Origin of the sequence: Brevibacterium samyangense (assembly GCF_039529845.1) — a bacterium.
GTDB lineage: Bacteria > Actinomycetota > Actinomycetes > Actinomycetales > Brevibacteriaceae > Brevibacterium > Brevibacterium samyangense.
In genome coordinates, this window is record NZ_BAAANO010000018.1 from 108482 (window position 1) to 120847 (window position 12366).

The 12366-nt window shown below is 68.8% G+C and carries 8 protein-coding genes and 1 tRNA gene; 4 read left to right on the plus strand and 5 right to left on the minus strand.

Annotated elements, in window-relative coordinates:
- Positions 1-64: 64 nt before the first annotated feature.
- Both ABD172_RS10405 and ABD172_RS10410 read right to left on the minus strand, forming a co-directional pair.
- Entirely contained in the window at positions 65-3424 is a 3360-nt protein-coding gene (locus ABD172_RS10405; protein ID WP_344309370.1) for a beta-phosphoglucomutase family hydrolase, read from the minus strand.
- A 182-nt stretch (positions 3425-3606) separates the two neighbouring features.
- Positions 3607-5157, minus strand: coding sequence for an MFS transporter (locus ABD172_RS10410; protein ID WP_344309372.1), 1551 nt, complete (start codon positions 5155-5157; stop codon positions 3607-3609).
- Between the two features lie 126 nt (positions 5158-5283).
- Between ABD172_RS10410 and gluQRS the strand changes: the two genes are divergently transcribed.
- Positions 5284-6195 carry a tRNA glutamyl-Q(34) synthetase GluQRS gene (gene gluQRS, locus ABD172_RS10415; RefSeq protein ID WP_344309374.1) on the plus strand — a complete coding sequence of 304 codons (912 nt, stop codon included), beginning with the start codon at positions 5284-5286 and terminating at the stop codon, positions 6193-6195.
- A 45-nt stretch (positions 6196-6240) separates the two neighbouring features.
- On the opposite strand, the gene ABD172_RS10420 is transcribed toward gluQRS, so the two are convergent.
- Positions 6241-7470, minus strand: a complete 1230-nt coding sequence (locus ABD172_RS10420) for a glycosyltransferase (RefSeq protein WP_344309376.1) — start codon at positions 7468-7470, stop codon at positions 6241-6243.
- Between the two features lie 17 nt (positions 7471-7487).
- Positions 7488-8369 (minus strand): DMT family transporter, encoded by an 882-nt coding sequence (locus ABD172_RS10425; protein WP_344309378.1) that lies wholly within the window; start codon positions 8367-8369, stop codon positions 7488-7490.
- A 343-nt stretch (positions 8370-8712) separates the two neighbouring features.
- Between ABD172_RS10425 and ABD172_RS10430 the strand changes: the two genes are divergently transcribed.
- A tRNA-Asn gene (locus ABD172_RS10430) sits at positions 8713-8785 on the plus strand.
- Between the two features lie 269 nt (positions 8786-9054).
- On the plus strand, positions 9055-10563 hold the full coding sequence (locus ABD172_RS10435; protein WP_344309380.1) for an NlpC/P60 family protein: 1509 nt from the start codon (positions 9055-9057) through the stop codon (positions 10561-10563).
- A gap of 159 nt (positions 10564-10722) precedes the next feature.
- On the opposite strand, the gene ABD172_RS10440 is transcribed toward ABD172_RS10435, so the two are convergent.
- Positions 10723-11046: a GNAT family N-acetyltransferase gene (locus tag ABD172_RS10440; RefSeq protein ID WP_344309382.1), complete on the minus strand. Its 324-nt coding sequence runs from the start codon at positions 11044-11046 to the stop codon at positions 10723-10725.
- 131 nt (positions 11047-11177) lie between these two features.
- Between ABD172_RS10440 and ABD172_RS10445 the strand changes: the two genes are divergently transcribed.
- Positions 11178-12323, plus strand: coding sequence for a pyridoxal phosphate-dependent aminotransferase (locus ABD172_RS10445; protein WP_344309384.1), 1146 nt, complete (start codon positions 11178-11180; stop codon positions 12321-12323).
- Positions 12324-12366: the final 43 nt, after the last annotated feature.

Genomic DNA, 12366 nt, shown 5'->3' on the forward strand with positions numbered 1-12366 from the left:
CAGGTCCGTGTCCGGTGGTCGGGACCAGTCTTTCACATCGGTCCGCGTCCGGGTCCGGCAGAGGTCACACTCCGCGGTTGTCGGACGGGTCCGTCGCGGGGTCCTCGGGGCCGGCCTCGGCCTCATTCCCGTCGGCCGTGTGCGTCCCGAACTCCACCGGTGACTCCGGTGCGGGCAACGGGAAGGTGAGCATGGCACCGCCCTCGAGGTACCGCTGCTCCTCGAACACCTGCACCTTCACCCGGTTCGTCTCGTGCGAGCGGGAGCGCAGGACGATCTCCGTCCGATCGACCCGGACCTCGATGAGGTGTTCCTGGAAGAGCACCCGGAACCGGACGGACCCGATCCGTTCGGGGACCCGGGGGCGGAACTCGATCTTGTCGAACCGGAGCACGACGCCGGCGAAGGCGCGGATGATGACATCGACCGTTCCCGCCATCGCACCGAGGTGGATCCCCTCCTGCGTGGTGCCCCACTGGGTGTCGTTGATGTCGGCGACGAGCGCGTTCTGCCACGCATCCCACGCCTCCTCGCGTCCGATCGACGCGAGCACCCCGGCATTCACGACGTTCGAGAGCGTCGAACCGTTCGTCGACCGCTGCACGTAGTACTCGATCGTGCGTTCGACCTGGTCCTGGGTGAACTCGTAGCCGAGGCGCCGCAGCTCCTTCACGACCCCCTCGGGGCCGAGGAGGAAGAAGAGCATATTCACGTCGGCCTGTTTCGAGAGCTTGTACTCGTTCGTCGAATCGCCCTCGGACTCCATGATGAGGTCCATCCGGCCGATGTTGCCGTAGGTGCGGCGGTAACGGGCCCAGTCGAGCTCCCGGAGCTCGTCGTACCCCTCGAACTGGGAGATCACCCCGTCGGAGTTGAACGGGACGTACAGCCGTGCGGCCAGCCGCCCCCAGTGGGTGATCTCCGCCGGCTGGATGCCGAGCCGGAAGATGAGGTCCTCGGCCTCGTGCGAGGACAGCACCCGGAAGATCTCGACCGCGTGTCGGCACACCCATGCCGTGAGCACGTTCGTGTACGCGTTGTCGTCGATCCCCGACCCGGGGGTACCGGGGTAACCGTCGTGGAACTCGTCCGGGCCCATGACGTTCCGGATGTGGAACCGGTCCATCGTCGCGTCGTAGGTCGACAACGAGGCGAACAGACGCACGACCTCGATGAGGAGTTCACCGCCGGGACCGGCGAGCCAGCTCGTGTCCGCGGTCGCGCGGTAGTGCTGCCAGGCGTTGTACGCGATCGACAGACCGACGTGGAACTGCCGTCGCGAATTGTCCGGCATCCACCGCCGGGAGCGCGGGTTGTACAGCTCGATGGGCGTCTCCTCGCGCCCGTCCGATCCGGACTGCCACGGGAACATCGCCCCCCGGTGTCCGGCGAGCCGCGCGTTGTGCCGCGCGGAGTCGAGCCGCCGCCACCGGTACAGCAGGAGGGCCTTGGAGATCTCCGGCAGGCGGAGGTTGAGCAGGGGCAGGACGAACAGTTCGTCCCAGAAGATGTGCCCCCGGTACCCCTCGCCGTGCAGGCCCCGCGCAGGGGTTCCCGCATCGACGTACACGGTGTGCGGGGACAGCGACTGGAGCAGGTGGAAGGTGTGGAGATGGATGATGAGCTGGGTCTGTGCGTCCGCATCGACGGCCACGTCGAAGCGTTCCCACAGGCGCTGCACCGCCGAGGCGTGTCCCCCGAGCAGGGCGTGGAACCCGACCTCGGGCAGCCACTCGATCTGGCGGGCCACGCCCTCCCGGACCGAGGTGATCGCGGAGTCGCGCGAGTTCACTATCGCGGTGGTCGTGTCGACGCTGATCGAGTACCCGCTCTCGACGGGCACCGCGAACTCGCGGTAGATCGCCCGGTCCTCCTCGACCGTGCTCACCGAGTACGCGTGGGAGGCGTCGTAGACGTAGGGCGCCGCCTGGTGGGTGGGCTCCTGGGTGAGCGAGGAGTGCTGGGCGATCCCGATGCGCACATGGCTCTGCGTCGTCTCCACCTCGACGACGAGGGTGCCGTCGGGCCGCACGAGCGCAGCGCGTTTCTCGATGTGGTCCTTCGCGAGCTGTTCGTACTCGGCGACGTTGTCGTTGACGACGTCCATGTCGACACCGGTGCGGACGTGGAGCATCCCCGAGTACCCGATCGGGGTGATCTCCGTGAGCATCGCGGCGACGTGGTGCTTGTCCATCGACACGAGGCGCTGCTGGGTGATCCGCAACCGGCGGTCCGCCGGATCGACGATCTCCGCCGTGCGCGTGAGCACCCCGTTCGCGAAGCTCAGGGTCCGGCTCTCCGAGACGACCCGGAATCCGCCGTCGGACCACCACCGGCCGTCGTCGAAACGGATGTCGCACAGGGCCCATCGGGGCAGGTTCACCATCGACTCGTGTTCGATGTCCCGCCCGTTCACGTGCGAGGTGAGGCGATTGAACACCCCGGCCATGTACGAGCCCGGGTAGTGGCCCGAACCGATGGGCGCTTCGGGGGCGGCACCGCGGACCGACATGTACCCGTTCGCGAGTGTCGTGAGGGCCTCCCGGCGCCCCTCGTGCTGCGGGTCGAACCCCTCGAAGGCGAGTTCCCAGGGATCGTCACGCACGTCACCGAGGTCGAGCTCGGTGGCGTCGCCGACGACGAGGTGGGCGCCGGCTGCCTCGAGTTCGGTGCGGTTGGCCTCTCGCGCGATACCGACGACGAGACCGAAGCCCCCGGTCCGGGCTGCCTGGACCCCGGACGAGGCGTCCTCGAGGACTGCGACGTCCGCGGGCTCGCTGCCGAGGAGTCTGGCGGCCTCGAGGAAGGTCGCAGGGTCCGGTTTGCCCGGAAGTCCGTGCTCCCGGGCGTAACTGCCGTCGACGACGACGTCGAAGAGATCGGTGATGGCGGCACGGTCGAGGATCTCGTGCGCGTTCCGGCTCGAGGTCACGAGCCCGGTCGGGATCCCACCGCGCCGCAGCCGGCGGATGAGACCCACCGTGCCGGGGAACACCGTGACGCCCTCGCGTTCGACGATCTCGGTGAAGTACGTGTTCTTGCGCAGGGCGAGACCGTGGACGGTGTGCGCACCCGGTGGATCGTCGTCGTCGCCCTCGGGCAGGAAGATCCCGCGCGCGGTGAGGAAGGTCCGGACCCCGTCCTCACGCGGGCGGCCGTCGACGTAGCGCCGGTAGTCGCTCGGCAGCTCGAAGGGGCTCAGATCGACGTTCGGCCCGAGCTCGACCTCGGGGTCCGCGAGGAACTCGTCGAAGAGGAGCTTCCACGCCTGGGCGTGCACGGACGCGGTGTCCGTGACGACGCCGTCCATGTCGAGGACGACCGCGGCCCAGGGCGGAAGTGCGCCCCGGTCACCCGTCGCGCCACCCGCACCGGAGCCCGTGTCCGCGCCGGACGTCGAACGGGGGTCTGTCGTCTCGGTCATGGAATCCTCCTGGCGAGCCTCCGGGGACCACGGAACGGCCGTGGACACCTGTGTTCCAGACCAACATACCGAGGTTTCCACCCGGTGCCAGGGCGGTTTCACCGAGCGTGCAGGACCATTTCACGCCCTTACACCACCGGCAGTACACCGGGGACCGTCCCCGGGACGCGCCGGAACGACGGTCAGTGGTCCGCTCGCCTGCCCTGCCGCCAGTCGACGAAACCGACGATCCCGGCGAGGACCATGATCGCGGCCACCGCGACATAGGCGTACACGATGCCGGCTCCCCAACCGGCGTGCCCCTGGACGACGAAGAAGAGCGCGGAGATCACCGCGATCCCGATCGCGGTCCCGACCCGCTGCCCCGTCTGCATGATGCCGCCGGCGGAGCCCGCATAGGCGATCGGGACCTTCACGAGGGTGAGGGTCTGGTTCGGGCTGATGACCATGCCCTGGGCGAGCCCGATGAATGTGAGGGTGAGGAGCAACCACCAGATGCTCGCGCGTCCGTGTTCGAAGAGCACGATGACGAGGATGCTCGAGGCCATCCCGAGGACCGCGACGACGACCCCGAGGAGGACGAGCGGCCTGCCGATCCGCATGACGTACCGCCCGGAGGCCATCGCGGAGACCGCCGAAGCGATCGCCGAGGGCAGTCCGATCAGACCGACCGCGAGGGCCGACATGCCGTGACCGCTCTGCATGTAGAGCGCGAGGATCACCCAGATGCTCGTCGCACCCATGAAGTAGAGGGCGACGAGGAGCGCGCCGTTCGCGAACGAGCGGGTACGGAAGAGGACGAGATCGACCATGGGTGTACCGCCCCGCCGCTTGTAGCGGCTCTCCCACCACACCCAGACGACGACGAGGACGACACCGACGGGCAACAGAGCGTAAATCCAGGCCCCGGCGCTCCGTTCGAGGAACGGCATCATCACCGCGAGGGTCGCCGCGGCGAGGATCACCGTCCCGATCGGGTCGAAGTCGGGTCGGGCCTTCCGTCCCGATGCCGCCGCCGAGGCGCCGGAACCCGCGGAGGTGCCCCGCGCACCCGCGGTGCCTCCGGCCCCGGCCTCCGTCGCTCCGGCCGTCGGGGCCACCGCCTGTCCACCCGGCGTCTCCGAGGGGAACGGGAACCAGGCACTGCGCGGGAACCACACGAAGGCGGTGATCATCGCCGCGATCGCGATCGGCACGTTCACGAGGAAGGCGACCCGCCAGCCCCATGCATCGCCGAGCAGTGCGATGAACACACCGCCGAGCACCGGGCCGATCGCCACGGACACCCCGACGACGGAACCGAAGGCGCCGAAGGCCCGCGCCCGCTGTCCACCGCGGAAGTACTGCTGAATGAGCCCGACCGTCGGCGGGCTGAGCAGGCCGGAACCGAAGCCCATGACGACGCGGGCGATGTTGAGGAACAACGGATCGGGGGCGAGCCCGGCACCGAGCGAACCGAGGGCGAACAGCACGAGACCGACGAAGAAGATCCGCCCGGGGCCGAAGAGGTCACCGGCGCGGCCGGCAGCGACGAGCACCATGCCGAAGGAGAGCGTGTACCCGGTGAGCACCCACTGCAGAGCGGTCGTACTCGCACCGAGCGACCCCTGGAGCGCCGGCAGGACGACATTCACGATCGACACGCTCAACAGGGACATGAACAACGGAACGAGGACGACGAGGAGAATTCTCTTCTGGGTGTCTGTCATCGCCTCGGGCGCATCCGTCTGCATCACTCGTCCATACCTACACCCGTGCAGGTGAGCCTGCCAACACGCCCACCGGTGACTCCCGACACGGGCCGGGAACGGGACCGGTCCCCGCGGAGGCCTCCGCGGGGACCCTCATAGAATCGGAGCATGCCCTCCCCACGGATCACCCCCGGCGCCGGCCGCTACGCGCCCAGCCCGAGCGGAGACCTCCACCTGGGCAACGTGCGGACGGCGGTTCTCGCGTTCCTCTGCGCCGCGCAGTCCGGGCGGCGGTTCCTGTGGCGCAGCGAGGATCTCGACCGTGTACAGCCGGGCGCAGCCGAGCGACAGCGATCCGATGTCGAGTCCCTGGGGATCACCATCGATCCGCCCGTGTGGTCGCAGAGCACGCGGACGGGGATCTACGAGGAACACCTCGCCCTGCTCGCGGCGCAGGGCCTCGTGTACGAGTGTTACTGCTCGCGGAAGGACATCCAGCAGGCCGCGACCGCTCCGCACATGCCCCCGGGCGCCTATCCGGGGACCTGCCGGGACCTGCCCGAGGCGTCCCGCGCCACCGAGCGCGCACGCCTGCACGCGCAGGGCCGGGTTCCGGCGCTGCGGCTCCGGACCGACGGCCGTTCCGAGACCGTCCACGACCGGGTCCTCGGGGAGGTGACCGCACCGGTCGATGACTTCGTCCTGCGGCGCGGGGACGGGGTCTTCGCGTACAACTTCGCCGCCGTGCTCGACGACGGCCTCGCGGGCGTCGACGAGGTCGTCCGGGGCGATGACCTCGCGTCCAGCGCGCCCCGCCAGGCACACCTCACCCGATTGCTCGGGTTCGCGGTCCCCGCGTACGTGCACGTGCCCCTCGTCCTCGGTCCGAGCGGCGCCCGCCTGGCGAAACGCGACGGAGCGGTCACGCTCGCAGAACTCCGGGACCGGGGATTCGACGTGTGGGCGTGGATCGGCAGCTCACTCGGGTTCGGCCCGTGGACCGGCGTCGACCACGCCCTCATGGAGTTCGACCTCGCACGGATGCAGCGGGAACCCACCGTCTTCCGTCCCGTGGGGTGAGGAATCACCCGGACCGAGGTGCGGACCGAGCGGTGAGGGACCCGCTCAGCGCTGACAGCGTGCGAGGACCTCGCGGTAGATGCCCTCGAAGGTGTCGAGCGTGTATTCGATGTCGTGGGTCGCGGCGACGGCCCGTGCCGCCCTCCCCATCGCCGCACGCTCCTGGTCGGATGCGGTGAGGATCTTCGTGAACGCTTCCGCGTACTTCTCCGTATTGCGCGGTTCGACGAGATAGCCGTTCTCCCCGTCCCGGCACAGGTGCGGCAGCGCCACTGCGTCGGCGAGGACGACGGGCGTGCCCGAGGCCAGCGCCTCGAGTGTCGCGATGCTCTGCAGCTCCGCGGTGCCGGGCATGCAGAAGAACGTCGCCCGGTGATACGCCCGGACGAGATCCTCCGCACTCACCTTGCCGAGGAGACGGACGCGGTCCGCGACCCCGAGTTCGGCGGCCCGCTCACGGATGAGCGTGTCCTGGTCCCCCGCCCCGACGACCTCGAGGTGGAGGTCGAGCGCCGGATCGGTGAGCGCGAGGGCACCGACGATGTCCTCGATGTGCTTCTCCTTCGAGAGCCGGCCGACGAAGAGGACGGTGGGACGGTCGTGCTCAGGGGCCTCGCCGGCGGCCGGGCCTCCGGCGGCCTGCTCCCCGGAACCGTGCGGCGCCTCGGGTGCGGATTCCCGGAAGTGGGAGAGGTCGATGCCGCACGACACCGCCTGCACCGGGGCACGGAAGCCGTTCTCCGTGAGGAGATCGGCGGCGAGCTGGGTGGGGACGGTGATGTGATCGGCGGCTTCGAAGATCCGGCGGAGGTCCCACCACGCGGCGGCGGCACCGGCGTCGACGAGGGACTTCGGTGCCCGGACGTACGGCCGCACGTTGTCGGGCATGAAGTGGTTCGTCGCGACGACGGGGATCCCGCGGGCGTGGGCGAGGGAGAACGCGAACCGGCCGATGACGAAATGGGCCTGCGTGTGGACGACATCGGGTCGGATGTCGTCGAGCAGTCGCGACATCTCGGGCCGGGTCTCCCACGGGAAGCAGATCGTCCACGTCGGATGCGGATACCACCGGTGGGCCCGGACCCGATGGACATGCACCCCGTCCTCGTTCGCGTACCCGGGGTTGCCGGTGGGCGAGGGGGCGATGACATGCACCTCGTGCCCGCGCCGGGCGAGTCCCTCCGCCAGCCGGGCCGCGAACGTGGCGGCTCCGTTGACCTCCGGGAGGTAGGTCTCGGCGGGGATGCAGAGGGTGAGACGGTCCGTCTGGGCCATGTACCTTCCTGTCGTTCCTACTCGTGGTTCCGACCGGCCCGAACGGTGACGTCGGGGTGATATCGGGACAATACAACGACACCCGCACAGGCGACGATTCCCGTGAGACCCATCGCAGCGACGAGCGGCCACGCGGTCCCCGCAGCCTCCCCGAGGACGAGTGCACCGAGCACGACCGCGACGATCGGATCCACGACCGTGAGGCCGGCGATGACCATCTCCGGAGGGCCGGCCCCGTACGCGGACTGCACGTACACGGATCCGACGATCCCGCTCACGACGAGGGAGACGACGTTCGACCAGGTGACCGCGGGCAACCCTCCGGAGAGGAACTGGAAGCTCACGATGTGCATGTTCGTCGCCACGCAGGCGAAGAGCACCCCGGCGCCCGCGATGAGGAGCAGTTGGGGAGGGTGTCGCCACAGGCCCGTCACGAGGACGCAGACCACCGCGAGACCGAGGCCGAGCCACCCGACGACGAGTGCCTCCGTGCCGTCCTGGACCTCGGCGCGGGCGTTGAGCGCGGAGATGAGGACGAAGGCCGCGACTCCCCCGATGCACAGCACCACGGCGATCACCATCCGGCGGCTCACCGCGAGACTCCGGTGCCGGACGGCGAGGAGGATGGAGACGACGAGGGAGATCGCACCGATGGGTTGGACCACCATGACCGGGGCGATCGCGAGAGCGATGATGTTCGCGGCCATCCCGAGACCGGTGACGAGGAGTCCGCCCACCCAGGCCGGGGACCGCAGGAGCGACCGGACGTGCGCGAGCCGGAACCGCGCGGCGGAGCGTGTGTCCGCAGCGGAGGCCGCGCTCACACCGTGGTGCTGCAGCATGGCCCCGTAGGCCAGGGCCACCGCACACACGACGGCCAGGACGATCGCGAGAATCACCCCCGCAGTCTACCGAGACGCGCCCGCGCGACCGCATGCCGGAAGGGAATCCGGCGGTGGGCCCGAGGCGACCGTCGGGATGCCCTCCACCGGCACCGGGGGTGAACCCCACCCGTGTCGGGTCCTCGCCCGAGCTTCCGGCCCCACCAGGAACGATGCGACCGCATCCGGGACATTCTGTGATGCACGTCTCCGGTTCTCGATTTGATGCCGGAGCGAAAGCCTTGCTAGAGTATTTCCTCGTTGGCCGGCGAGGTCGAGGGGAAAGCGCGGAGCTTTCGAGCAGAGCTTTCGAGCACAGCGTTTCCCCGATCGGAATCACCGGGCAGCGACAACACAATATTCCTCCGTAGCTCAGTTGGCAGAGCATTCGACTGTTAATCGAAGGGTCACTGGTTCGAGCCCAGTCGGGGGAGCATCATTCGAGAGCCTCGTTCTTCGGAACGGGGCTCTCGTCATTCACGAGCACGCATGACATGTGCAGGTACCAAATCCCCCCGCGCTCGCACGTCCCGACACGCCCGAGGGTGAGTAACGTTTTCATTGATATGTGACAAAACTGTGACTTCACTCTAAGATCGGGAACACCGAACGACGCTGCGCAGCGTCTTCCCCCATTCGGCTGCGCGGTGCAGCCATTCATTCATCGTCGCTCCTATGACTTCCCTGGAGCGGAGGGGGAAAAATGTATACCCGCAAGCTGCCCTTCTCGGCGGCGCGACACCGCGCCGCAGCAGCCCTGGTCCTGGCTCTCGGAGTCAGTACGTTCGTGGGCACCGCGGCACATGCCGCACCGGCCTCACTGTCCGGACACGCCATCGATCTCCAGGCACCGACCGCCTCACCCGCGGAGCCCACCACCGAAGCACCCGCACCGAAGCCCACTCCGACTCCGTCGAAGACCCCCGAGGCGCCCGCGACCTCGACGCCGCCGTCACCGTCGGCGAAGCCCACCCCCACCGGGACCACGGCTCCCCCGGCGGAGCCCACGACGGCCCCCACCACCGAGGCCCCGAAGCCCGCGGAGCCGAAGACGTGGAACGGCCACACCGTCACCGGCGACTACCTCGCGGCGTGGAACGCCCTCGACGGGGAGACCGGGCCTCTCGGCCTCCCGACGTCCGGGGTTCAGTCCGGCCTCGCCGACGGCGGTGCCGTCCAGACCTTCGAGAAGGGCGCGATCTACTCCTCGCCCTCCGGCACCTGGGCCATCCGCGGCACGATGTACGACGCCTGGAAGGGACTCGGAGCGGAGAACAGCCCGCTCGGCTACCCGACCGGAGTGCTCCACTGCGGCCTCACCGGCGGCGGCTGCTACCAGACCTTCGAGGAGGGCCACCTCCACTGGTCGGAGTCCACCGGCGCCCATGCCACCTACGGACTCATCGGTGACGCCTGGACGCGCGCCGGCTCGGAGAACAGCGCACTCGGCTACCCGGTCGCCGAACGATCCTGCACCGACGACGTCTGCACGCAGGAGTTCGAGAACGGCGAGTGGATGAGCTGGCACGACGGCACGACCGCCAGCCTCTACGGCGCCATCCGCTCCTCGTGGCTGTGGAACGACGGTGCCTCGGGGGTCCTCGGGAACCCGAAGGCCTCCCAGGTCTGCGGCCTGAAGAACGGCGGCTGCTACCAGCACTTCGAGAACGGTTACATCCACTGGAGCCCCTCCACCGGCGCCCACGCGATCACCGGCCTCATGCTGCAGGAATGGCAGGCGCAGGGCTCCGAGAACGGTTCCTGGGGTTACCCGACCGGCGCCATGATCACCCTCGACGACGGTCGTTTCCGCCAGACCTTCGAGGGCGGCACGCAGATCGTCGGCGAATCCTCCGAGGAGTCCCTCCGCGAGGACATCGTCTCGACGGCACGTTCGTACATCGGCGTCCCCTACGTGTGGGGCGGCACGAGCCCGAGCGGCTGGGACTGCTCCGGCTTCGTCGCCCACGTCCTCGGCAAGCACGGGATCGACATGCCGCGCAACTCCGCCGCCCAGGCCTCTGCGGGCTACCGGATCTCCGAGTCCGAGGCGAAACCGGGCGACCTCGTCTACGTCCCCGGACACATCGGAATCGTCTCCGACCGCAAGGGCTACATGATCGACGCCGGCTCGTCCCGCACGAACACCTCCGAGCGGTCGTACAGCTGGATGACCGATCGGGGAGCGACCTTCATCCGCGTCATCGACTGACACGCTCTCCCCTCCATCGCGGCACTCACGTGCGGACCTGAACGTCGGGGAAACGGGCAGGCACGACGGGACGTCGCAGGAGATCGAGAACACACGGAACCCCCGGGACAGGACGTCCCGGGGGTTCCGTGCTGCGTGCAGGTTCTCCGATGCGTCGGTTCAGTGGCGCGGCTGCACGACGTCGTCGTACTGCGGGAACCGCTCGAGGTAGTCCTGGACGTACGTGCAGGTCGGCACGATGTGTGCTCCCCGACTCCGCAGGATCTCGAGGAACTTCGTCACGAGCGTGCGCGCGTAACCCTGCCGACCGTAGGCCTCACCGATGACGGTGTGGAGCACCTCGTACACGCCCGGGGCGATGGCGCGGTATCCGAGGAAGCCGACGAACCGGCGTTCGGCCCCCGGGATCCACAGTTCGAAACGCTCGTGGTCGGTGTTGTTCACGACCTCGACGTCGTGTGCCACGAGTGTGGGCTCTGCCATGATCAGCTCCTTCGCCGGCCTGTTCCGCGCCGTCGGCGCACTACCGGAACCGTAACAGGCCCGTCATTGTTCCTTCGATAGGGTGACACCGCACTCATCACCTCACCTCGATCCCCGACCAGGAGACATCCGTGGGCCTCTTCGCCATGAACACGACCATCGAACACATCCGCGCGACCTCGTTGCGGGGCCGGCCGGTGCCGCCGGTCGACGACCTCGTCGACGTCTCGAAGGGCGAACCGGACTTCGACACCCCCGCCCGGATCATCGACTCGATGGCCGACGCTCTCCGCTCCGGGTACACGCACTACCCCGACCCCCAGGGCGATCCCGAGCTCCGCGCTCTTCTCGCCTCGCAGCTCTCGGAGTCCTCCGCCGTGGACTTCACCGCTGCGGACGTCCTCGTCACCCACGGCGGTTCGGCGGGTCTCATGGCGGCGATCTTCGCGGTCCTCTCCCCCGGCGACCGCGTCGTCGTGCCCGAGCCCACGTACTCCCTCTACGCCGATGTCGTCGAACTCGCCGGCGGCGTCGTCGATTTCGTCCCCCTCACCGTCGACAACCAACTCGATTTCGACCTCCTCGAGCAGAAGCTCCCGGGCGCGCGTCTCCTCGTCATCTGCAACCCGGGGAACCCTACGGGAGCGGTGTTCCCGAAGGCCGACCTCGAACGCCTCGCCACCGTGCTCGACGGCACGGACACCCTGCTGCTCTCGGACGAGGCGTACGAGAAGTTCTCCTTCGACGCTCCGTTCACCTCGGCGCTCGCGGTACCGGGCCTGGCCGAGCGCACCCTGTACGTGCAGACCTTCTCGAAGACCTACGCGATGACCGGCTGGCGCCTCGGATACGTGGCAGCGCCCTCGGAGCTCGTCCCGGGCCTGCTCTTCATGCATCGGACGATGAACTCCGGGGTGAACTCCGCCGCCCAGCGCGCCGCGATCACCGCCCTCCACATGGGTACCGGCGCCTACGCCGACATGGTCGATGCGTTCCGCAAGCGCCGTGACTTCGTCTCCGAACGCCTCGCACAGATCCCGGGCGTGCAACACACGATCCCGCAGGGTGCCTTCTACACCTTCTTCTCGTACCCGCAGGACCGGCCCTCGGAGGACATGCGCCTCGAGTTCGCCGCCCGCGGCGTCTCCCTCCGCGCCGGTGCCGAGTACGGACCCGGCGGCGAGGGCCGGCTGAGGCTCTCGTTCGCCACCGACATGGCATCGCTCGCTCTCGCACTCGACCGCATCGAACTCGGGATCAAGGAGATCGAGGGCTGACACCACCTCCCGTCCGCACGCCGAGGCGCCGCGCGGGTGAGGA

Excerpts from the sequence above, each read along its gene's own strand:
- ABD172_RS10420 (WP_344309376.1), bottom strand. The coding sequence starts at position 7,470 with ATGGCCCAGACGGACCGTCTCACCCTCTGCATCCCCGCCGAGACCTAC.
- ABD172_RS10405 (WP_344309370.1), bottom strand. The coding sequence starts at position 3,424 with ATGACCGAGACGACAGACCCCCGTTCGACGTCCGGCGCGGACACGGGC.
- ABD172_RS10410 (WP_344309372.1), bottom strand. The coding sequence starts at position 5,157 with ATGCAGACGGATGCGCCCGAGGCGATGACAGACACCCAGAAGAGAATT.
- ABD172_RS10440 (WP_344309382.1), bottom strand. The coding sequence starts at position 11,046 with ATGGCAGAGCCCACACTCGTGGCACACGACGTCGAGGTCGTGAACAAC.
- ABD172_RS10435 (WP_344309380.1), top strand. The coding sequence starts at position 9,055 with ATGTATACCCGCAAGCTGCCCTTCTCGGCGGCGCGACACCGCGCCGCA.
- gluQRS (WP_344309374.1), top strand. The coding sequence starts at position 5,284 with ATGCCCTCCCCACGGATCACCCCCGGCGCCGGCCGCTACGCGCCCAGC.